This is a genomic window from Shinella sp. (assembly GCF_049651085.1).
Lineage (GTDB): Bacteria > Pseudomonadota > Alphaproteobacteria > Rhizobiales > Rhizobiaceae > Shinella.
Genome location: NZ_JBASBL010000022.1, coordinates 64,280 through 86,295, shown reverse-complemented (window position 1 = coordinate 86,295; position 22,016 = coordinate 64,280). Strand labels below are relative to the sequence as shown.

Genomic DNA, 22,016 nt, shown 5'->3' with positions numbered 1-22,016 from the left:
CTCAGATCTCCCCCTGGGCGACGACGCCGGTTGCCAGAAGATTCTCGATGCGGTCCGCATCGAAGCCCGCTTCCGTCAGGACTTCGCGCGAATGCTGGCCGGTAACCGGAGCGCCGCGATCGACCCGCGAAGGCGTCTTGGAGAAGTTGATCGGGAAGCCGGGCGTTTTGACGTGGCCTTCGGTCGGATGGTCGTACTCGACGAAGGTGCCGTTGTGGAGGATCTGCTCGTCCTTGACCAAATCCTCGTAGCCATAGACCGGGCCGCACCAGATATCGGCGGCGCGCAGCAGTGCCAGCCATTCGGCGGACGTCTTGGCCAGAAGCCGCTGACGCGTGCAGGCGAAGATATGGTCGCGCTGCGTCCAGCTGTCCGTCTCGTCGTCCATCGTCAGGAAGGACGGCTCGCCGATGATCTCGCCAAACTTCTTGAGCGGCGGGAAGGCGACGATGATGTAGCCGTCGCTGGTGGCGAAGGCGCCATAGGGCGCACGGATGTAGACGTGGGCGTGCGGCTCGGCGGAGCGCGCCTGCGGCTTGCCGGCCACGGTGAAGACGGAGAGTTCCTGCATCTGGATGTTGGTGATGGCATCCAGCATGTTCACCTTTACGAGCTGGCCCTCGCCGGTACGCTCGCGGTGAAGCAGCGCCGCCAGCGCGCCTTCGAAGGCGGTGTATGCAGCCACCGCATCGACCAGATACTGGCCGGCGGCGGTCGGTGCCTCGCCCTCCCGGCCAGCCGACAGCATGGCGCCGGACATGCCCTGCAGCACCAGGTCCTGGCCGGGACGGTCGAGATAGGGGCCGTCCTCGCCATAGCCCGACATGGAGACATAGACGAGGCGCGGATTGAGCTTGGACAGCGTCTCGTAGTCGACGCCGAGCCGCTTGGCGACGCCGGGACGATAGTTCTGCAGGAAGACGTCGGCGTCCTTCACCAGATCGAGCAGGGCTGCCTTGCCTTCCGGCGACTTCAGGTCGATCGCCAGCGACCGCTTGTTGCGGTTCAGCGAGAGGAAGGAGACGTTGATGCGGTTGCCCTTTGCGCCACCGGCCGAGACATGGCGCTGCCACTCGCCGGTGACGGGTTCGATCTTGACGACGTCCGCACCGAGATCCCCGAGCCGTTGCGCGGCAAAGGGGCCGGCCATTGCGATGGAGCAATCGAGTACGCGGTAGCCGGAAAGAATACCGGGGTTTTTGGTCATTTCACTAGATCCTTGGTTCTAACTTTGCAGTCGGCGCTCAATAGAAGAAGTTCGGCAGCCACATCACGATCGGAGACCAGTAGGTGATCAGCAGAAGCATGATGCCGAGGGGGATGTAGAAGGGCATGATTGCCCTGATCATTTCCGAGAAGCGTATCTCGGCGATGTGCTGGCAGATGAACAGGATGACACCCATGGGCGGCGTGATCGCGCCGATCAGCAGGTTGACGATCATGATGACGCCGAGATGGATCGGGTCGATGCCATAGGCGGCAGCGAGCGGCAGGAGCGCCGGCGTTGCGATCAGCAATACGGCTGTCGTTTCGATGAAGAGACCGAAGATCAGCAGGGCGATATTGACGACCAGCAGGAACACGACCCAGTTTGCGCCGATGGACTCGAAGAAACCGAGCAGGCCGGACGCATAGTTGCCGACGGAAATGATCCAGCCGAACGGGACCGCAGCCGCGATGATGAGAGTCAGGATGCCCGACGTAACGGCACTCTGGCGAATGTGCATCAGCAGCGAGGAGAACGTCAGGTCCTTGGTGACGAAGCCGAGTACGACGGCATAGATCACGGTCAGGGCGCCAAGTTCCGTCGGCGTTGCGAAGCCGAGCAGCATGCCGGCCGTCAGGAAGATCGGGGCAACCAGTGCCGGCAATGCCTTCCAGAAGGTGACGGCGATCAGCGGAATGCTGGCGCGCGGCTCCGTCGGCGCCTTGACGCGGCCCGTTGCAGCCAGGACCCAGACGAGGATCATCAGCGCCAGACCCATCGTCAGGCCCGGAATGATGCCGGCAAGGAACAGCTTGGTGAGAGAAACCTGCGCGGTCACGGCGTAGACGACCATGATCACGCTTGGCGGAATGATGGGGCCGATGATGGCGGAGGCGGCGGTGCAGGCGGCGGCAAACGGAGCGCTGTAGCCATGCTCCTTCATGTGCTTGATCTCGATGGTGCCGAGACCGGCCGCATCGGCCTGCGCCACGCCGGACATGCCGGCGAAGACCATGCTGCCGAAGATGTTGACCTGCGCAAGGCCGCCCTTGATATGACCGACAAGTGCGACAGCGAAGGCATAGATCCGCGCCGCGATGCCCGCGCCGTTCAGGATATTGCCGGCAAGCACGAAGAGCGGGATTGCAATCAGCGGGAAGCTGTCGAGGCCGGAGGCCATGCGCTGCACGACGATCTGGATCGGCATCGGCGTGAAAATATCGATATAGGCCAGCGACGACAGGAAGAGCGCGATGGCGACGGGGACTTCGGCCGCGAGGAGGGCGAGGAAGCCTGCGAAAAGAATGAATATCGGCACGGGATCAGCTCGCGGTTTGGGGAATGTCTTGCTCTTCGACGGGGAACGGCTCGACGAGCGGCGTCCGGTCCTTGAGCACGATCAATCGGAAGAGGCGGGCCAGGCTCGCAAACGCCGTCACGAAGGCGAAGTAGAACAGCGGCACGGAATAGAACCACGAGCGCGGCACATCGATCGGCAGTGCGATGGTCGTGCTGCGACCTTCGATGGCGATGACGCTCGGCGAAATCCAGGCGAGATAGGCGCATCCGAGGAAAATGAAGAAGTGGCTGACGATCGCGATCTTGCGAAGGCCCTCTTCTCCGAAATTGGCGCTGAAAAGTTCCACCTTGATGAGGCGGGCCTGCTTGGCGCCATAGCTTGCGCCGACAAAGGTGATCCAGATGAAGGCGTAGACAGCCCCCTCCTCGACCCAGGTAATAGGACGCCCGAACGCGTAGCGTGTGACTGTCTGAAGCGCGATGGACACGATGATGAATGTCATCGCGACGACCAGCGCGGAAATTTCCAGTCGGGCGATGATGCGGATGATCCCCGCAAAAAACCCGTCAATTCTCTTGGCAAGCATTGTTTCTACCTCTTCGCGAATGCATCCGCCCTTAAGGTGGGGAAGCGGCCGGCACGGGCCGGCCACTCGCATCCGGTCATTTCAGGGACTGAATCTCGGCCCAGAGGCCCTTCGGCCAGAAGCCTTCGGATTCCAGCTTCTCCACGGCGACTTCCGAACGCTCGCGAAGCGGCGTTACGTCGATTTCCGTCACCGTCGCCCCGTCGGCAGCCATCTTTTCGAGGGTTTCGGCCTGCTCCGCCGTAACCGTTTCCATTTGCCAGTTCACCGCATCCTGCGCAGCCTTGGACAGCAGCTCCTGGGTCTCGGGAGATTGCGACTGGAACCATGCGTCATTGACGGCGATGTGCGCGATGATGCGGACATGGTCCGTGCGCGTGACGTTCTTCGCCGCCTCATGGAACTTTGCACCATGGATGGAGGAGATGCCGCCTTCGGCGCCTTCGACAACGCCGGTGGAAAGCCCCAGGAATGTCTCACCCCAGGCGACACGCGCCGGCGCAGTACCGAGGGTTTCCCACAGCGCCAGATAGGTGCGGATTTCAGGCACCCGCATCTTCAGGCCGGCGAGATCCTCGATGCCCTTGATCGGGCGGGTCGATACGGTCACACGGACCTGTCCGGGAGCTGCAGCCAGAACGCGGACCCCCTGCTCGGCACGCAGTTTTTCGACAGCCTTCTTGTAGGTATCGCTCTGGATGAAGGCCTGGACGTGGGCATTGTCACGGAACAGGAAGCCCCAGCTGACGATATTCAGTTCCGGCACCCAGTTCGAATAGAAGCTGAAGTCGTCGCCGTAGAACTGAACGGCGCCGCTCATCACCTGCTCGATGACCTGCACGTCGTTGCCAAGCTGCTCGCCGCGAATGAACTCCAGCTTGATCTGGCCGGCGCCCCGTTCATTGACGAGATCGACGAAGTGCTGGTTCTGGCGATCATAGACGCCCTCCAGCGGGTCGGCCCCGCCGAACACCGCCGAGACATCGGCGGATGCCGTGCCCATCGTCCCCAGCAGCGCCAGCGCGCCGATCAGACCTCTTCCTATCATTTTCATGCTCTCCTCCCTTTGAGCTTGGGCGGCAGTCACGCCGCCCCGTTATTATTCAACCGGTCGAGTACCTTTCGGGGTCTTCTCGACCATTCGAATGTGATCGCTAACAAGAACAGTTTCGCCGCGCTGGTTGATCACCTCGCAGCGCTCGGTCACGCGGCCATATTCAGGCTTGCGCGGATCGTCCGCCTTCTCGATGACAGTGACGCGACTCTGGATCGTATCGCCGATGAAAACGGGGCGGACGAAGCGCAGCCTGTCGTGGCCATAGCTGAACGACGCCGGATTCACCTCGGCAGCCGCAAGGCCGATTCCGATGGAAAACACCATCGTTCCGTGCGCAATTCGCTTACCAAACGGCGTTTTCGCGGCAAATTCCGCATCGACATGGTGGGGGAAGAAGTCACCGGTATGCCCGGCATGCAGGACGATGTCCGTCTCGGTGATCGTGCGCGTCGGCGACGAGCGGGTTGCCCCGATGGTGAATTGCTCGAAATAGACGGCGCTCGACATGACTCTCTCCCTTGCAAAAGAACACTCGAAGTCGCCGCCGGGCCAAGCAAGGCTCCGGCGTCAGGCGACCATTATGGATCGCTTCGAATGACGGGATTTTGGGTCTCCCCCCGAAAACTCCGTAGTTTCGTGTTAGCGCTATCAGAAAATGTTGTCAATTGCCCCTGAGCGCTTTCAGCACGCTTATGCGCTGCCGCGCCGCAGAAGCTGAAGCGGTACGATTGTCTGGCGCGGCCCCTTGGCTGTTCCATCCAGTCTTGCGAGAATGGCATTGGCGGCAAGGACGCCGATTTCCTCGAAAGGAACGGCGATTGTCGTCAGCGACGGCTGGACTGAGTCGGCGAAATCGTAGTTGCCGAAACCGCAGATCGCGAGTTGCTCCGGCACGCGCACTCCCCGGCGGTTGCACTCGAGCAAGGCGGAAATCGCCAATGTGTCGGCGCTGAAGAAGATCGCCTGCGTCAGCGGATCGGCCGCCAGCACCTGGTCGAGCCCACGAACGCCATCGCCGGCAGGCATCGGCAGCGTGAGTTCGATGCGGGCGACCGGCGCCAGGCCCTCTTCCTCCAGGCGAGATTGCAGGCCTTCGAAACGCGCATTGGAGCGAAAATCCTGATCGCGCCGCCCGCCGACATAGGCAATGCGCGTCAGGCCGCGGCTGAGGAAAAGCTCGGCAACCTTGCGGCCCGCCTCGAAATTGCTGAAACCGATCGACATGTCCATCGCGGCATTGTCGCCATCAAAGGTCTCGACCACCGGGACACCGCTGCTCTTGAGGAGCTGACGCGTCAGATCCGTATGCTGTGTACCCGTCAGGATGAAGCCGTCCGGCCGGCGTTCGAGGAAGGACTGCACGAGACGCTCCTCGCGCAGTTCGGAATAATCGCTATGGCCGATCACGACCGAAAAGGAATGCTCCTCCAGAACACGCACGATGTGGTGAACTTCCTGTGCATAAACCGTGGCTGAAAGGCTCGGGATGATGACGGCGACGATATGGCTGACACTCGAGGCCAGTAATCTTGCCGCGCTGTTCGGGATGTAGTTCAGGTCCCGGATGGCCTGTTCGACGAGCTTGCGGGTCTCGTCCGCGACGAGTTCCGGGCGGCTGAGGACGCGCGATACCGTCTGCGTGGACGTGCCCGCCAGCCGGGCGACGTCCTCCATCTTGACCCCGCCACTGGACAGGCGGCGGCCGCGCTTGCGCTTTTCTGTTGTCCCGGACATGAGCCCTCCCCGGCCGTAGTTCGCAGGAGACCTATCTTATATCGCGCGCCATGCAAACGTCAGGTGGCAAGGCCGAAGACGAAATCAAACCAAAGACGTGGCCATTTCAGCGACACACTATCAAAGCTGCCAGCGTCAAACGTCGCTGATCGGAAACGACATCCGCACGACAAAGCCTGCGCTACGCTGGTCGAACGAGAGCGTGCCTCCCAGCTTTTGCACCGCCATTTCAACGATCGACAAGCCGAGACCCGTTCCTTCCCCTCCGCCTGTCCCTCGGTTGAAGCGTCCCAGAAGGTGCCGCACCTCGTCCGGGGTCATGCCGGGTCCGCTGTCGATGACGTCTATCGCCAGCGCCGTCGACGTTTCCTCGATGAGGACCTCGACACGGGAGCCCGCCGGCGAATGCACGATTGCATTCTCGAGTACGTTCTTCATCATGAGCCCGAAGAGCATGCGGTTGAAACGGGCAGGTCGAACGGTGTCGCCGACACCGACCTCGACCGTCACGTTCCTGCCGGCCCGCAGAGTTTCGAGGTCAGCGCGAATCTCCTCTATCACCACCGCGAGGTCGACCGGCTCTGGCGACCGGGGCGTATCGGCGGAATCGACCGCCGCCATGTCGATGAGCTGGCGCACGAGCCGTCCGGTGCGGTCGACACTGGTCGAGATGTGGCGCAGCGCCCTATCCCTTATGCCGGCATCGTCGCTTCGCAAGGCGACCTGCGCCTGCGTCTTCAGACCGGCAAGCGGCGTCTTCAACTCATGCGCGGCGTAGGCGATGAAGGTCTTTTCGCGGTCACGCGCCTCGCTGACCCTTTGGAACAGAGCGTTGAGAGAGCGCAGGAGCGGACGCACCTCCCGCGGCGCACGCCCTTCCTCGATCGGGTGAAGCGCAGTGGCCGACCGGCCTGAGAGCGTGCTTGCAATGCGGCTGAGCGGCGCCAGCCCGCGGTCGACGCTGAACCAGATCAGTGCCGCAAGAATCGGCAGGATGGCAAGAGCGGGGATCAGCTGCCCCTTGACGACATCGCCGATCAGACGGTCCCGGATTTCGAGACTGTCGCCGACAAGGACGCGCACGCCGAGCGTCGGGTTGACCACGGCATAGACCCGCCAGCGCTCGCCGTTGATGACAGTTTCCTGGAAGCCGTCGTCGTGACCGGCCAGCGATGCCTTCGGCGCGCTTTCCGAACGGCTGACGAGCTGGCCCTCCAGCGACCAGATCTGACAGGAAAGCTGGCGGCTGTAATTGCCTTGCGCCACCGTAAAGCCCGGCGGGACATCGCCGGGCGTCACCGCATCCACGGCCGCAGCGGCATCGATATGATGATCGGTGAGCAGCGAGCTCACCATGCGGGCAGCTTCGGTCAGCCTTGCATCCAGCACCTGCTCCACCTGATGCTGCGTGCTGAGGTAGGTCCAGAACACCGCGCAACACCAGACGGTACCGGTCGTTACAAGCAGGATGGCGATGAGGCGGATACGGATCGAGGTCATGCGGATTTGCCCATCCGGTAACCGACGCCGCGCACGGTCTCGATGGAGGCGGCGCCGAGCTTGGCACGCAGCTTGTGCACATGCACCTCGACGGTGTTGCTCTCCACGTCTTCCTGCCAGCCATAGAGACGCTGTTCGAGCGCCTGTTTCGAATGGATCATGCCCGGATTTTCCATGAGCGCCTGCAAGAGGGAGAATTCGCGCCGCGAGAGGGGGATGGCGTCGTTGCCTTTGCGCGCCGTCATGCCGGCAAGATCGAGCTGGATGGCGCCGCATCGCAGTTCGGGCCGGGCACGGCCTTCCGCACGCCGCGTGATCGCCCTCAGCCGCGCGGCCACCTCGTCGAGATCGAATGGCTTGCCTAGATAGTCGTCGGCACCGGCATCGAGGCCATCGATGCGATCGGCGGTCTCGTCCTTTGCGGTCAGGAGCAACACAGGCGTCCGGTCCCCACTTGCCCGCAGCTGCACGAGAACATCCAGCCCCGAGCCGTCCGGCAGCATGCGGTCAAGAACCACGGCATCGAACCGATCCGTCGCCAGCGCTTCGTTCGCGTCGGCGACCGTGGCGACTGCATCGACCGTAAAGCCGGAAAGGCCGAGGCCGACCTTCAGCCCGTCGAGCAGCACCATGTCGTCCTCGATCACCAGAATACGCATCAAACCTCCGTCAGCCCCGCCGGTCTTCCGCTTGCGCCAGCCACCTTAAGCCTGCCTTAAGCTGACGACGCGATCGCTCCGCCCGACATGAACGACAGGAACGGAAGCACGATGCGGAAAGCAACCCTCTTGGCGCTGGTTTGGGTCCTCATTGCGGCAATCTCGCCTGCAAGGGCCTTCCAGGCGCCATTGCCGATGGACGAGGCCTTCACCCTGTCGGTCTCGAAAGAAGACGACGGCGCTCTTACGATCGAGTGGCAGATCGTGGACGGGTACTATCTCTATCGGGACTATCTTGCGGCAGAGGGGCCGGACAAGCAGCCGCTGACGCTCCACACCGAGCCCGGTGAAATCAAGGACGATCCGGGCTTCGGGAAGACGCAGGTCTTTTACAAGAACGCTTCGGCGACGATTGCCGACGCCCCGCAGACCGTCCGCCTCACCTATCAGGGATGCCAGGACGGCGGGTTGTGTTATCCGCCGACGACAAAGACCATCGATCTCGCCTCGATGTCGATCAGCACACCGGGCGGCGGCGGCTTTTCCCTTCCACCCGCCACCGATGCCCAGCCGGCGCAAGACAGCGACCCCGGCTTCGCTATCGCCGCTGATGGCAACGAAACCGCAATCGACCGGCTGCTGACGGGTGGCGGGCTGGCCTTGCTGCTGGCCGGTTTCCTCGGCTTCGGCCTGCTTCTCGCCTTCACGCCCTGCGTCTTTCCGATGTATCCGATCGTCGCGGCGATGCTTGCACGCGAAGGAGAAGCGCTCTCTGCCCGGCGCGGCTTCGTGCTCGCGGCCTCCTATGTGCTGGCGCTCGCCACCGCTTTCGGCCTTTTCGGAATGGCTGCGGCATGGTCCGGCCAGAACCTGCAGATCGTGCTGCAATCGCCCGCCGCCATCGGCGTGGTCGCAGCGCTGTTCGTCGTGCTCGCGCTTTCCAATTTCGGCCTGTTCCACCTCCAGATCCCGGCCGCCATCGGCAAGCGCCTGAACGGCGGCGGGCGCAAGGGCGGTTCCGCCGGCGGTGCGGCCCTGCTCGGCTTTTCGTCGGCCTTCCTCATCGGCCCCTGCGTTACCGCGCCGCTGGCCGGCGCGCTCCTCTATATCGCCCGGACCGGCGACATTGCGGTCGGTGCGCTCGCCCTCTTCGCGCTTGGCCTCGGCAAGGGCATTCCGCTGGTCGCCATGGCGACGATCGGCGGCAAGGCCCTGCCACGCGCCGGCGCGTGGATGGACACCGTGCGCCACATCTTCGGCTTCCTGTTCCTGGCAACCGCGATCTGGCTTGCAGAGCCACTTCTGCCGGAGCGGTTCGCCCTCCTGCCCTGGGCGGTTCTGACACTCACCTTCGGCGTCTATGCCGGCGGATTGGGACGTGCGTCCGGATACGGCGTGCTGGCGCGATCCGCCGCCATCACCGCCCTCCTGTGGGGCAGCCTGCTGCTGGTCGGCTTCGGCCTCGGCGCCAGTGACCCGCTGACCCCGCTCGGCCCGTTGAAGGGGGTAGCGAGCGGTGGGCGGGCGGCTGTAATCGGGAAGGCTGACTTCGTGAAGGTCGGTTCCGCCAGTGCATTGTCGAGCCTCCTGGACACCGCCGCCTCCGAGCGCCAGCCGACGCTTGTCTATGTCACCGCGGACTGGTGCGTCACCTGCCGAACGATCGAGCGCTCCGTTCTGACGGCGCCCGACGTCGTGGCTGCGCTTGACGGGGTTCGCCTTGCAAGCCTCGACGTCAGCACGCTTGACGCTGACAACACTGCACTGATGCGCGACCTCGCCGTCGTCGGCCCGCCGACCATGATCTTCTTCGGCAACGACCGGCAGGAGGCCTCCGGCACCCGCCTCGTCGGCGACATATCCGTGACTTCACTCGCCGAAGCCGCCCGGACAGCGAAAGGCGTCGTGCAATGAATGCCGTCGCCATAGGCCCCTTCGCATTTTCGGCTGATCGCTTCTCGGTGATTGTCGGGCTGGTCGTCTTCATGGTGGTCGGGTCCATCCTGTCGGCGCGCGTCGATGACCGGCTCGGCAGCTGGACGACGACGGCGGCACTTGCGGGCCTCGTCGGTGCGCGTGCCGTGCATGTCATGTCGCATGCCGGAAGCTTTGCGCAGGATCCCTGGCGCATTCTTGCCATCTGGCAGGGCGGCTTTTCCTGGATCGGCGGGCTGATCGGCGTGGCCGTCGCCTCCGCCATCCTCTGGCGCAAGGCGCGGCACGTCACGCCGTGGGCCGCCGCATCCATCGCGGCGGGCCTGTTCGCATGGGTCGTCGTCACCACACTCGTCAATGGCGGCGCAACACCACGCGCCCCGGAAGCGGCCTACGCGGTTTATGCCAAGCCGGAAATGGTATCCATCGCGGACCGCAAGGGCCGCCCGGCCGTTCTGAACCTCTGGGCGAGCTGGTGCCCGCCATGCCGGCGCGAAATGCCGATGATGGCGGACATGGCCGCAAGCAACCCGCAGGTCGATTTCCTTTTCGCCAACCAGGGCGAAGGCAAAGAGGCGATTGCGGCCTACCTCCGCCAGACCGGCGTCAATCTCGACACGATCCTCCTCGATCCCTTTTCCGGCCTCTCGCGGCACTACGGCACGATCGGACTGCCCGCGACACTATTCATCAACCCCGACGGCACGCTCGCAACTGCCCATCTCGGCGAGATTTCCCGCGAGGTGCTCGCGGAGAAAATTGCTTCTCCTTCAACCCAGGACAGGACACAGACAGAATGAGACTTCCGGTTTTCCCGGCCATCCTTCCTCGCACGCGCGCAATACTGCTGGTGACCGCCGCCGCCGGCCTGCTCTCCGCCTGCGCCCAGACCGCTGCCCCATTGCAGGAGCGCGCAACGCCCCGCACGGACCCGAATATCCAGAGCATGTATGCCGCCGTCGAGGATGGCGACACGATCGTGCCGGCCGTCGACGTCTCCAAAATCGATCCAAAAAACATCCGCCAGGTCGTCGATTACCGCACGAAGTATCCGCCCGGCACCATCGTCGTCGATCCGCATGCACGCTTCCTCTACCTCGTGATGGAAGGCGGCAAGGCGATGCGCTACGGCGTGGGCGTCGCCAAGGCCGGGCTCGAATTCGTCGGCGAGGCCGACATTGCCCGCAAGGGGCGGTGGCCGGGCTGGGTGCCGACACCGAACATGATCAAGCGCGAGCCGGAGCGCTACGGTCCGCTCGCCGGCGGCATGCCTGGTGGGCTGAAGAACCCGCTCGGCGCCCGCGCACTCTATCTCTACAAGGATGGGCAGGACACGCTCTACCGCATCCACGGCACCAATGAAGCATGGTCGATCGGCAAGTCCGTTTCCTCTGGCTGCATCCGCCTGCTCAACCAGGACATCATCGACCTGCACCGGCGCGTTCCCAAGGGGTCGCGCGTGGTCGTCCTCGGCCCCAACGAATCCGGACAAGGAGAAATCTGATGCTCACCCGCAGAACCGTTCTGACCGCAACGCTCGCCGCCGCTGCCGTTTCCACACTTGGCGTGCGGTCGTCTCACGCCCAGAAGATCACCAAGCAGGAAATATTCTTCGACAAGGATGCACCGGTACTGGGCAATCCCAAGGGTGATGTGACCGTGGTCGAATATTTCGACTACCAGTGCCCCTACTGCAAGAAGGCCCACCCGATGATCAAGAAGGTCATCAAGGAGGACGGCAATGTGCGGCTCGTGTTGAAGGACTGGCCGGTCTTCGGCGATGCCTCCATTTTCGCCGCGCAGGCGGTTCTGGGCGCCGCGCAGATCGGCAAATACGAAACCGCCATGGAAGCGCTGATGAAAACCAGCGGAAAACTGTCCCATGAGGATGTCGAAAAGGCGCTGACGGGCGCCGGTCTTTCCATCGAGAAACTGGCGGCAGCGGTCAACAAGAACAACGACAAGATATCGGGCCTGCTCGACCGCAACTACAATCAGGCCGTCGCCTTCAATTTCGTCGGCACGCCTTCCTTCGTCATCGGATCGACGCTCTTCCCGGGCTATCTCGATGAGAAGGGCTTGAAGGACGCCATCGCCAAGGCAAGAAAGTAATCACCCGGCAGGATCGGTGGCGCCTTCGGCCGCCACCGATTCCAGTACTTGAAGGCCCGCCGGAGTAAGCCCGTAGACGCCCTTTTCGATCCTCTCGAACCAGCCATAGTAGTTGTTGAGTAGAATCTGACCGGCCGTGGGAACGGCCTGCTTGAGATCGCGCGGACGCAGGGGACCGCCGGCAAGGGCGACGGCGCAGGCGATCGCCTGCTGGCGATAGGCCGTCATGATCGGCACCCTCGTCGATCCGCCGCGGGACGGGTCCCCTTCACGCTTGCGGTGTTCCTTGACCAGCCGTGTCCTGCGCTTCGGGTTGGTGCGCGGCATCGGCGATACGGAACTCACGATCACGCTCACCTCGCCCCTGTCGGACACGCCGAGCATGCCCAGCCCGAGCCGGCGGCAGAGGTCGCGGTAGCGCTTGTCGGCCTCCCGCCCCCTGCCCTTGGCGGAAATGCGCGCAGCGATCCAGACCTCGTCGCAAACCGTGGCGCGGTCGACCGCCTGCAGGATCAGTTCGAGGTTGAAGGTGAGCTTCAATTCGCAGATGACCACGACAGTCGGGTCGCCGTCGCTGAGACCGACAAGGTCGCAGCCGCCGATCTCGCCCTTCACCGTATAGCCGGCGCGTTCGAGAAAGCTTTTGACGGGAAGATAGAGCGTCGTTTCCATGGTGGCGAAGAATCACTGTTCAGCGAGCCGCAATAGCACGACCAGGCGCCTGCTTGAATCCCCGCGCGAATGCGACGGCCCGGCTAGACCTTACTCTGCAGATGGTGCACCGTCTCGCCGTCCGTCTGCGCGGCCTGGAGATTGCGATATCGCCCGTTCTTTCGCGCGATAAGCTCGGCGTGGTTGCCGCTTTCGACGATGCGGCCGTCATCCACGACGAGGATGCGGTCGGCATTGGCGATGGTGGCAAGGCGGTGGGCGATGATGAGCGTGGTGCGGCCGGCGGAAAGCTCGGCGAGCGACTGCTGGATGGCGCGTTCCGTCTCCGTGTCGAGCGCCGAGGTCGCCTCGTCGAGAATGAGGATCGGCGGGTTCTTCAGGAAGATGCGGGCAATCGCCAGGCGCTGCTTCTGACCGCCCGAGAGCTTGACGCCCCGTTCGCCGATCACCGTGTCGAGACCGTCCGGCAGGTTGGCGATCACGTCGTCGAGCCGTGCCCGGCGCGCCGCCTCGACGATCTCGGCCTCGCTGGCGTCGAGCCGGCCATAGGCGATGTTCTCGCGGATCGTGCCGGCGAAAAGGAAGACATCCTGCTGCACGATGCCGATGTTGGAGCGCAGCGATTTCAGCGTCATGTCGCGGATATCGACGCCATCGACGATGATCGCACCGGCCGTGATCTCGTAGAAGCGCGGCAGGAGGGAGCAGATCGTCGTCTTGCCCGCGCCGGACGGGCCGACGAAGGCGACCGTCTCGCCCGCCCTGATCGCAAGGTCCAGCCCGTCGAAGATCGGCCTTTCGCTGCTGTAGCCGAAGCCGACACCGCGATATTCGATGTCGCCGACGAGCCGGCCGGCCTCTGCCGCGCCGTCGCGGTCCATGATGTCGGGCTGCGTGTCGAGGAACTGCGTATAGCGCGAGAAGCCGGCAATGCCCTTCGGATAGGTCTCGATGATCGAGTTGATCTTGTCGATCGGCCGGAAGAAGACGCCGACCAGCAGGAGGAAGCCGACGAAGCCGCCGGCGGACAGCTCGCCGCGCGTGACGAACCAGGCGCCCGCCAGCATCACCACCACCTGCACGAAGCGCATCGACAGATAGGAGAGCGACAGGGAGGCCGCCATCACGCGGTAGGCCTGCATCTTGGTGACGAGGTAGTTGCGGTTGCTCTCGGCGAAAAGCCGGCGCTCGTGATCCTCGTTGGCGAAGGCCTGCACGACGCGGATGCCGCCGACATTCTCCTCGATCCGGGCATTGAAATCGGCGACGCGGCCGTAGAGCGCGTGCCAGGTCGTGGTCATGCGCGAACCGTAATGCGTCGTGACCCAGGCCGTCAGCGGCACGATGACGACGGTGATCAACGCCAGCGGCACATGCACCCACAGCATGAGGATGAAGGCGCCGACCAGCGTCATGATGGCGATGAAGAGGTCTTCCGGGCCATGATGGGCGACCTCACCGATCTCCTCGAGGTCCTTGGTCAGCCTTGCGACGAGGTGGCCGGTCTTCTGGTTGTCGAAGAAGCCGAAGGAGAGCTTCTGCAAATGGTCGAAGGCCTTGCGGCGCATCTCCGCCTCGATGCGCACGCCGAGCATGTGGCCCCAATAGGTGACGATGACCTGGAGGCCGGCATTGATCAGGTAGATCAGGAAGAGCCCGATGGCGGCAAGCGCGATGAGATCGAGCCGGCCGGTCGGCAGCAGGCGGTCGATGAAGAGCGTCACGGCCACCGGAAAGGCCAGTTCCAGCAGGCCCGCGACCACGGCGCTGCCGAAGTCGAGCGCAAACAGGGTGCGGTGCGGGCGGTAATAGGACGCAAAACGCTTCAGGAGATCAGGCATAGACATCAGGGAAAGGCTTTCAGTACCACTTCAATCGTCGAGACGATCGAATACCCTGTTTCTTGAGTTTTTGCCGCAAGTTTTTAGCGCATTGACGCATTTTTGAAATCGCTGCCTTTTTCGCCCCGTCCTACCGCGCTGTCGGGGTTGGCGGCGCTCGCATGCAAGGTTGCCCCGGCATGGCGAGCGCCGTCGGATTTCCTAACCGGTAACGACGACCCCGCCGTCGATGACAAGCGACTGCCCGGTCATCATGCGGCTGGCCGAGGAGGCGAGAAACACGCAGCCGCCGACAATGTCCTGCGGCGCCAGCGTATCCTTCAGGCATTGACGGTCGAGATGGGCGGAGAGCGCTTCGGGCGTCACCCACATCTCCTTCTGCTTGTCCGTCAGTACCCAGCCCGGCGCAATCGCGTTGACGCGGATACGGTCGGGACCGAATTCCCGTGCGAGCGCCCGCGTCATGCCGTTGATGCCGGAATTCGCCGTCACATAAACGGGGTAGCCGGAATTGCCCATCATGTAGCTGATCGAGGTGAAGTTGATGATGGAGCCGCCGTTGGCCGCCTTCATGCCGGGGATGACCGAACGACAGGCGAAGAAATAGGCCTTCAGGTTGATCGCTATCGACTGTTCCCAGAAGGCCTCGTCGACGGCAAGCGTCTCATGCCGCTGGTCGTTGGCGGCATTGTTGACGAGAACGGTAATCGGTCCATGGGCCGCGGCGGCCGCGGCAAGCGCCCGCTCGAGGGACGCTAGGGCGCTGATATCGGCGGGCACGAACAGCGGACGCCGGCCGGTCGCCCGTTCCATCTCGTCGCAGAATGCCGTTGCATCGGAGCGCTGGCAGAAGGCGACGCGCGCGCCCTGCCGAAGGAAGCCTTCGGTGAGCGCCGCGCCGATGCCGGAACCGCCACCGGTGACGAAGACCGACGCCTCGGCCAGGTCAGGATAGAGCGCATCAGTCATGGGAGACGTCCTTGTTCGCATCGATCAGGATGGCGACGGTCCATTCACGCGCCTCGCCCGGCTGGATCAGGCTTGCCTTGCCGCTCTCGACTGCCGCCGCGAGGCTTTCCATCGGCGCCGTCGTGGGTGCAAGCGAGATCTGCTGCACCGGGGCTTCGGCAGGCCAGCCGCCGTAGTCCAGCCACAGACCGAGATAACCGACCTCTTCCCCATTCCAGCGCAGGGTGAATGAGCCGCTTTCGCCCACGACGCGGGCCTCTGCTTCCCCGCGCACCGGCGCAAAGAACTTCGCGGCAAAATCCGCCGCCAGCGGGTGGGTCCGGTCGAGCACCGGCAGGCCATCGCGGTTGGGGTCGGGGAAAGCAACGGGCCCAGACGGCAGAACGCGACCGCCATTGCTGAGAAAAGCCGCATCGAGGCTGTCGATGCCCGGCAGTTCCAGCCGGTCGCCATCCTGCGGCGCGATCAGCAGATGCTGGCCCCACAGATAGGGCATCGCCACCGCGCCCTCGTTGAGGACCCGGTAGGTCAGGGTCAGGCGGTCACCGGCGAGCGCAATCGTGCGCTGGAAGCGCAGCGGCCCGGCCTGTCCCGTCAGCGTGGCGCTTTCGGACGTGGCCGCAACCTCGACCGGGCGCGCCCAGAATTCACCGTGATCGCGCAGCGCCATCGGCCAGGCATCCACCTGGCAGGACGCCGCGGAGGGAAAGCACTCGTCCCAGCCGCGCGCCTGCTCGACGCCGAACGTCGCGTCCTGCGCGGGTGAGCCCACGGCGGGGCCGTCGACCAGCCAGTTCCGGCCGGTGCGAAGATCAGTCAGTTCGCTGACGCGTGCCCCGAAATCCGGATCGAGGCGAAGACGAAGGGTTCCGTTGTCAAGAACGATGGCGGTCATGTCCGCTCCTTTTGCAGGCGGGAAAGGGTTTCTGCCCATTGCTGCGCAATCGACAGCCCGATGGGCTGGACGGGCAGGCACGGAGCACGATCGTGGATTGCGATGCCGGCATTTTCGCCGAATATCCGCTTGCCATAGGTGATGAGATGTTCGAGCGACTGCATGACGAAGGTCGATGCCGGGAGCGCTGCCGCATAGACTGTCTCGGCCCCCTCCCGGTTGCCGGCCTGCCACAGGTCGAAGATCCGGGCCGCGACCGGGGCGATATCAGGCGCCAGAACCAGCCCGCGGCAGCCGATGCGCAGGACATCGGTCATCTCCAACCCGCCCCGACCGCCGATGACCGCAAAACGGTCCCCCGCGACATCGATGATACGGGCAAGGCCGAGCGCCGCATCCTCCGCCTTCACGGCGGTCAGGTTCGGCGCGCGCTGCTTCAGGCGAACGAGATCCTCGCCCGAAAGGCCACGACCGAGATATTGCGGCGCGTTCTGAACCGCGACCGGCAGCGCCGTCGACGTCGCCACGCGGGCGAAGAAGTCGAGATAGACATCCGCCCCGTAGCTGCCGACCATCGGCGGCTGGAGGATCAGCCAGTCCGCACCCGCCGCCTCGGCGCAGGCGGCCAGCGCCACTTGCTCGGCCACGGAGTTGCCGGCAATCGTCACCGAAAACGGCAGGCGGCCGCCATTGGCGCGCGCCGTCGTTTCCACCAGAGCGCAGCGCTCCTCGAAGGTGAGCTTCAGCACCTCGGTCGCCAGACCGAGAACGGTGATGCCGTGGCAGCCCGTTTCGACGCAGTAGTCGACCTGCGCCTTCATAGCACCGTGATCGAGCGCTTCCTGCGCGTCGAACAAGGCAAAGAGCACGGCATAGACGCCGTCATGGAGGTTGGCTTTCATCAGAGCGCTCCCATCATGATATCCACGCCGCGATCGGCGACCGCCATGGCGGGTGCATTGGTGTTGCCGCTGGTGATGCGCGGCATCATCGACACGTCGAAAACGCGCAGGCCCTCGACGCCCTTGACGCGCAGGTCAGGCGTCACCACGGCAAGCGGATCGTCTTCCGCGCCCATGCGGGCGGTACCGCAAGGGTGGTAGTTCGTCTTGACCGTGCGCTTGCAGTGGGCAAGCAGCTCGGCATCGGACCGTAACGCCTCGCCCGGAAAGATCTCGCCCTTGACGACCTTCGCCATCGGGCCGGTTTTCAGCACGTCACGCGCAAAGCGCAGGCCCGCGATCTCATGGCGGATGTCGTCCTCATGGCCGAGATAGTTCGAGTTGATCATCGGCAGCGCGGCAGGATCGGACGAGCGCAAACGCACGTTCCCGCGCGCCTTCGGCTGCAGCAGGCAGGAATTGAGCGTGACGCCATCGGTCGGCGCAACGCCCATCACGTCGCGGTCGAGATAGACCGTGGGCACGCAATAGAACTGGATCATCGGCTCGCCCGAAGGATCGAGCGGATTGATGAAGGCGCAGGTTTCGCAGCCGTTGGTCGAGACCGGGCCCGAGCCGAACAGCACATATTGCAGGCCGTTGGCGAGCATCCGCATGCCGCGGTCCTCGCCGTAATAGCCGAGCTTTTCGTGGGTGGCGGCGACAAGCGGAACCTCATGATGGTCCATCAGGTTCTCGCCGACGCCTGCAAGATCGGCGCGCACGTCAATGCCGTGGCGGCGCAATTCGCCCGCCTGGCCGAAGCCCGAGAGCATCAGGATTTTCGGCGTGCCGAAGGCTCCGGCCGCGAGGATGACCTCGTTTGCCGCGTCAAGCCGCTTGACCTGGCCGCCCTGGGCAATCTCCACGCCGACCGCGCGGCCGCCCTCGACGATGACACGCAGCACACGCGCATCGGTCATGATCGTCAGCTTCGGATTTCCGGCGACAGGCTCGATGAAGGCCTCGACCGCGCCACAGCGGCGCGCGCCGCCGATCGTCGTCTGCATGTAGCCGACGCCGGCCTGTGTGCCGTCGTTGAAGTCGTTGCGCAGCGGCAGGCCCATTTCCTGCAGCGTCTTGACGAAGACATTGGAAATCTCGGCGACATGACGCGGGTTGGAAACCTTCAGCGGTCCGTCCACGCCATGCGCGGGGCCGGCGAGCGACTGGTTGCCTTCCTGCCGGCGATAGTGCGGCAGGATATCGTCCCATCCCCAGCCGATGCCGTTGGGGCCGGCCTGCGTCGCCTGGTTCCATGCATCGTAGTCGGAGCGGCGGCCACGCATGTAGACCATGGCGTTGACGGTCGAGCCGCCGCCGAGCACACGGCCCTGCGGCAGATCGTGTACGCGGCCGTCAAGCTGCGGCTGCGGTTCCGTCTTGTGGAAGGTCAGGTACTTGCTGCCCTTCAACATCTTCACGAAGCCCGCCGGCATCCGCAAAAGCGGATGACGGTTGGACGGCCCCTGTTCGATGAGCGCGACGCGCGCGCCATGTTCCGTGACCAGCTTCGCAGCGGTCACGCAACCGGACGAACCGCCGCCGACAATGATGTAGTCGAAGCCGTTCATGCTCACCATTCCGCAATGGAGCCGTCGGCGTGTCGCCAGAGCGGCGCACGCCAGGCATGCCCCTCGACGGCGCGGGCGCGGACCATGTCCTCGTCCACCTCGATGCCGAGACCGGCGCCCATGGGAATCGGCAGATAGCCATCCTCCACCTTGAAGCGGCTTTCCGGCATCAGGTAGTCGTTGAGGTCGCCGCCCTTGTTGTAGTGGATGCCGAGCGACTGTTCCTGGATGACGGCGTTGTAGCAGATTGCGTCCACCTGCAGACAGGCGGCCAGCGCGATCGGCCCGAGCGGGCAATGCGGCGCCATGGCGACGTCATAGGCTTCCGCCATATGGCCGATCCGCACCATTTCCGAAATACCACCGACATGGGCCGTATCCGGATTGATGACGCCGGCGGCGCGCTTTTCGAAGACCGCGCGGAAATCGTAGCGGCTGTGCAGCCGCTCGCCGATGACCAGCGGTATCGACGTATAGCGCGCAAGGTCCGCCATGTGGTCGACCTGTGCGGAAACCACCGCATCCTCGATGAACATCGGCCGCAGCGGCTCAATTTCCCGCAGCAGGATTTTCGCCATCGGGGCATGCAGGCGGCCGTGGAAGTCGAAGGCGAGGTCCATGCGCGAGCCGACCGCATCGCGCAGTTCGGCAAGCTTGGCGACGATCTTGTCGATCTTGGCGTAGCTGTCGAGGAACTGGACCTCCTCGGTGGCGTTGAGCTTGCAGGCGTCGTAGCCCGCCGCCAGAAGCGCCTCGGCGTCGGCGATGAGATTGCCCGGCCGGTCGCCGCCGATCCAGCGATAGGTGCGCACCTTGTCGCGCACCTTGCCGCCCATCAGCGCATGCACCGGCTGGCCGAAAGCCTTGCCCTTGATGTCCCACAGCGCCATGTCCACGCCCGACATCGCGCTCATCAGCACCGGCCCGCCGCGGTAGCAGCCGTTGCGATAGATCATCTGCCAGGTATCTTCGATGAGCAGCGGATCACGCCCGATGAGCACGGTTTCCAGTTCACGGATCTTCGCGGCGAGCGTTTCGGCATGGCCTTCGAGCACCGGCTCGCCCCAGCCGGAAATGCCCTCATCCGTCGAAATCTTGAGGAACAGCCAGCGCGGCGCGACGACGAAGGTTTCGAGTTTCGTGATTTTCATTGGGAAGTCCTCAGTCGGGCGCCGGATGCGCTGTCGAAATAACGAATGCCATTGGGTGAAAGCCGGAGTTCAACGGTAGCCCCGATCTCCGGCCGGAAATGCTTGTCGGCCTTGAGCACCAGCCTGCCCTTGCCGTGGTCGGCAACGACGAGCGTCGCATCGCCCGTCGGCTCGACCGAATAGATGGTCGCCGTCATGTCCCCGCGTTCGCCCGCTTCGACAACCGTGATGTCTTCGGCACGAATACCCAGCTGGGCTTCCTTCGCGCCGGCAATGCCGCGCGCTTCGATGCTGGCGTTGCCGGTGCGGAAAACACCCTCGCCAATGTCGCCGGGGATGAAGTTCATCGGCGGCGAGCCGAGGAAGCCGGCCACGAACAGGTTGTCGGGATCGTCGTAGATCTGATCGGGCGTGCCGATCTGGCGGATTTCACCCGCTTCCATGATGATCACACGGTCGGCAAGCGTCATCGCCTCGATCTGGTCATGCGTGACGTAGATCGTGGTGATGCCGGTTTCTCGCTGGATGTGCTTGATCTCGGCCCGCATCGCGCCGCGCAGCTTGGCGTCGAGGTTCGACAGCGGCTCGTCCATCAGGAAGACATCCGGCGAACGGACAAGCGCGCGGGCAAGCGCAACGCGCTGGCGCTGGCCGCCAGAAAGGTTCTTCGGCAGACGGTCGGCATAGGGAGCAAGGCCGACCTTCTCCAGCGCGGCGAGCGCCTCGCGTTCCCGCTCGGCCTTGCCGAGGCCACGGGCGCGCAGCGGGTAGGCGACATTGTCCAGCACCTTCATATGCGGATAGAGCGCATAGTTCTGGAAGACCATCGCCATGTTGCGCTCGCGCGGCAGGCGATTGGTGATGTCGGCGCCGTCCTTCAGGACCTTGCCGGTGGAAGCCGTTTCCAGCCCCGCGATGATGCGCATGGTGGTGGTCTTTCCGCAGCCGGAGGGGCCGAGCAGGACGAGGAACTCACCATGCGGGATATGGAGGTCGATGGGCTTGAGCGCGGTCAGCGATCCCCAGCTCTTGGTGACGGATTGAAGCGTGATTTCGGTCATGTCAGCGATAGGCCCCCATGGTCAGGCCACGGATAAGGTGGCGCTGGAAGACAAGAATGAAAAGGATGACGGGGATGATCAGCAGGCTGGCGGAAGCCGACAGCTCGGCCCAGGCGATCGTCTGGTAGCCGATGAAGCCGTAGAGGCCGACCGGCACGGTGCGCACCGCCGAATCTCCCAGAACCAGCGCGAACAGGAACTCGTTCCACGACAGAAGGAAGATCAGGATGCCGACCGAGATGAGGCCGGGCATGGCGAGCGGAAGGGTTATCCGGGTGAACACCTGGAAATGGTTGTCGCCGTCGAGGCTTGCCGCTTCCTCGATTTCACGCGGCAGCTCGGAGAAGAAGCCGCGCAGCAGCCAGACCACGATCGAGATGTTGAGCGTGACATGGGCGAGGATCAGGCCGAGATGCGTATCGAGCAGGCCGATCTGGTAGTAGAGCACGAAGAACGGGATCAGCATCGCGACCGGCGGCGTCATGCGCGAGGACAGCAGCCAGAAGCCGAAGTCGCCGCGTCCGCGGAACGAATAGCGGGCCAGGATATAGGCCGCCGGTGCGCCAAGCGCGAGCGTCAGCAGGCTGGAGCCGGCAGCAACGATCGTCGACGAGGCGAAATAGGCCCAGATATCCGGATTTCCGATGACCTTGGCGAAATTAGCAAGCGTCGGCTCGAAGATGAAGAGCGGCGGCCGGGCCATCGCCTGGATCGGCGTCTTCAGCGCGGTCATGAAGATCCAGTACATCGGGAAGATGCACCAGACGGCGAAGACGTAGAGGATCAGGCGGCGCAGCCAGACGGAGGAGAACAGCTTCATGG

20 protein-coding genes and 1 pseudogene are annotated in these 22,016 nt (G+C 64.0%); 4 read left to right on the top strand and 17 right to left on the bottom strand.

Annotated elements, in window-relative coordinates; genetic code table 11:
• Window position 1: 1 nt before the first annotated feature.
• From WA950_RS14840 to WA950_RS14805, 8 genes and pseudogenes are all read right to left on the bottom strand, one after another.
• On the bottom strand, window positions 2-1,207 hold the full coding sequence (locus WA950_RS14840) for a CaiB/BaiF CoA transferase family protein (RefSeq protein WP_424552483.1): 1,206 nt from the start codon (window positions 1,205-1,207) through the stop codon (window positions 2-4).
• 37 nt (window positions 1,208-1,244) lie between these two features.
• Window positions 1,245-2,525 carry a TRAP transporter large permease gene (locus tag WA950_RS14835; protein WP_424552482.1) on the bottom strand — a complete coding sequence of 427 codons (1,281 nt, stop codon included), beginning with the start codon at window positions 2,523-2,525 and terminating at the stop codon, window positions 1,245-1,247.
• Window positions 2,526-2,529: 4 nt separating this feature from the next.
• Window positions 2,530-3,093 carry a TRAP transporter small permease gene (locus WA950_RS14830; RefSeq protein ID WP_424552481.1) on the bottom strand — a complete coding sequence of 188 codons (564 nt, stop codon included), beginning with the start codon at window positions 3,091-3,093 and terminating at the stop codon, window positions 2,530-2,532.
• A 76-nt stretch (window positions 3,094-3,169) separates the two neighbouring features.
• A complete protein-coding gene (locus tag WA950_RS14825) occupies window positions 3,170-4,141 on the bottom strand; it encodes a TRAP transporter substrate-binding protein (protein WP_424552480.1) in 972 nt (323 codons plus the stop codon).
• Window positions 4,142-4,192: 51 nt separating this feature from the next.
• Window positions 4,193-4,663 (bottom strand): annotated as a pseudogene (locus WA950_RS14820) (MaoC family dehydratase); the annotation flags it as partial.
• 177 nt (window positions 4,664-4,840) lie between these two features.
• Window positions 4,841-5,884 carry a LacI family DNA-binding transcriptional regulator gene (locus WA950_RS14815; RefSeq protein ID WP_424552479.1) on the bottom strand — a complete coding sequence of 348 codons (1,044 nt, stop codon included), beginning with the start codon at window positions 5,882-5,884 and terminating at the stop codon, window positions 4,841-4,843.
• Window positions 5,885-6,019: 135 nt separating this feature from the next.
• The gene (locus tag WA950_RS14810; RefSeq protein WP_424552478.1) at window positions 6,020-7,384 is read right to left on the bottom strand and encodes an ATP-binding protein; all 1,365 of its coding nucleotides are present in this window, start codon (window positions 7,382-7,384) and stop codon (window positions 6,020-6,022) included.
• Window positions 7,381-8,043: a response regulator gene (locus WA950_RS14805; RefSeq protein ID WP_424552477.1), complete on the bottom strand. Its 663-nt coding sequence runs from the start codon at window positions 8,041-8,043 to the stop codon at window positions 7,381-7,383. Before WA950_RS14805 ends, WA950_RS14810 begins: the two co-directional genes overlap by 4 nt.
• 111 nt (window positions 8,044-8,154) lie before the next feature.
• Between WA950_RS14805 and dsbD the strand changes: the two genes are divergently transcribed.
• From dsbD to WA950_RS14785, 4 genes are read left to right on the top strand one after another with little or no spacing between them, the layout of a single operon-like run.
• Window positions 8,155-9,957 (top strand): protein-disulfide reductase DsbD, encoded by a 1,803-nt coding sequence (gene dsbD / locus WA950_RS14800; RefSeq protein ID WP_424552476.1) that lies wholly within the window; start codon window positions 8,155-8,157, stop codon window positions 9,955-9,957.
• Window positions 9,954-10,778 carry a prolipoprotein diacylglyceryl transferase family protein gene (locus WA950_RS14795; RefSeq protein WP_424552475.1) on the top strand — a complete coding sequence of 275 codons (825 nt, stop codon included), beginning with the start codon at window positions 9,954-9,956 and terminating at the stop codon, window positions 10,776-10,778. The genes dsbD and WA950_RS14795 overlap by 4 nt, the downstream gene beginning before the upstream one ends.
• Window positions 10,775-11,482 carry a L,D-transpeptidase gene (locus WA950_RS14790; RefSeq protein WP_424552474.1) on the top strand — a complete coding sequence of 236 codons (708 nt, stop codon included), beginning with the start codon at window positions 10,775-10,777 and terminating at the stop codon, window positions 11,480-11,482. Before WA950_RS14795 ends, WA950_RS14790 begins: the two co-directional genes overlap by 4 nt.
• Window positions 11,482-12,090 (top strand): DsbA family protein, encoded by a 609-nt coding sequence (locus WA950_RS14785; RefSeq protein ID WP_424552473.1) that lies wholly within the window; start codon window positions 11,482-11,484, stop codon window positions 12,088-12,090. The genes WA950_RS14790 and WA950_RS14785 overlap by 1 nt, the downstream gene beginning before the upstream one ends.
• Here WA950_RS14785 and WA950_RS14780 read toward each other — a convergent pair whose 3' ends face one another.
• The 9 genes from WA950_RS14780 to WA950_RS14740 form a co-directional block, all read right to left on the bottom strand.
• Window positions 12,091-12,762: a DUF2161 domain-containing phosphodiesterase gene (locus WA950_RS14780; RefSeq protein ID WP_424552472.1), complete on the bottom strand. Its 672-nt coding sequence runs from the start codon at window positions 12,760-12,762 to the stop codon at window positions 12,091-12,093.
• An 83-nt stretch (window positions 12,763-12,845) separates the two neighbouring features.
• The gene (locus WA950_RS14775) at window positions 12,846-14,603 is read right to left on the bottom strand and encodes an ABC transporter ATP-binding protein (protein WP_424552682.1); all 1,758 of its coding nucleotides are present in this window, start codon (window positions 14,601-14,603) and stop codon (window positions 12,846-12,848) included.
• A gap of 201 nt (window positions 14,604-14,804) precedes the next feature.
• Entirely contained in the window at window positions 14,805-15,572 is a 768-nt protein-coding gene (locus WA950_RS14770; protein WP_424552471.1) for an SDR family NAD(P)-dependent oxidoreductase, read from the bottom strand.
• The gene (locus WA950_RS14765; RefSeq protein ID WP_424552470.1) at window positions 15,565-16,467 is read right to left on the bottom strand and encodes a hypothetical protein; all 903 of its coding nucleotides are present in this window, start codon (window positions 16,465-16,467) and stop codon (window positions 15,565-15,567) included. The genes WA950_RS14770 and WA950_RS14765 overlap by 8 nt, the downstream gene beginning before the upstream one ends.
• Entirely contained in the window at window positions 16,464-17,369 is a 906-nt protein-coding gene (locus WA950_RS14760) for a dihydrodipicolinate synthase family protein (protein ID WP_424552469.1), read from the bottom strand. The genes WA950_RS14765 and WA950_RS14760 overlap by 4 nt, the downstream gene beginning before the upstream one ends.
• Complete coding sequence (locus WA950_RS14755; RefSeq protein WP_424552468.1) at window positions 17,369-18,991, bottom strand: GMC family oxidoreductase; 1,623 nt, start codon at window positions 18,989-18,991, stop codon at window positions 17,369-17,371. The genes WA950_RS14760 and WA950_RS14755 overlap by 1 nt, the downstream gene beginning before the upstream one ends.
• Window positions 18,985-20,133: a galactonate dehydratase gene (gene dgoD, locus WA950_RS14750; protein ID WP_424552467.1), complete on the bottom strand. Its 1,149-nt coding sequence runs from the start codon at window positions 20,131-20,133 to the stop codon at window positions 18,985-18,987. Before dgoD ends, WA950_RS14755 begins: the two co-directional genes overlap by 7 nt.
• Complete coding sequence (locus tag WA950_RS14745; RefSeq protein WP_424552466.1) at window positions 20,130-21,194, bottom strand: ABC transporter ATP-binding protein; 1,065 nt, start codon at window positions 21,192-21,194, stop codon at window positions 20,130-20,132. Before WA950_RS14745 ends, dgoD begins: the two co-directional genes overlap by 4 nt.
• A 1-nt stretch (window position 21,195) precedes the next feature.
• Complete coding sequence (locus tag WA950_RS14740) at window positions 21,196-22,014, bottom strand: carbohydrate ABC transporter permease (protein ID WP_424552465.1); 819 nt, start codon at window positions 22,012-22,014, stop codon at window positions 21,196-21,198.
• Between the last annotated feature and the right edge of the window lie 2 nt (window positions 22,015-22,016).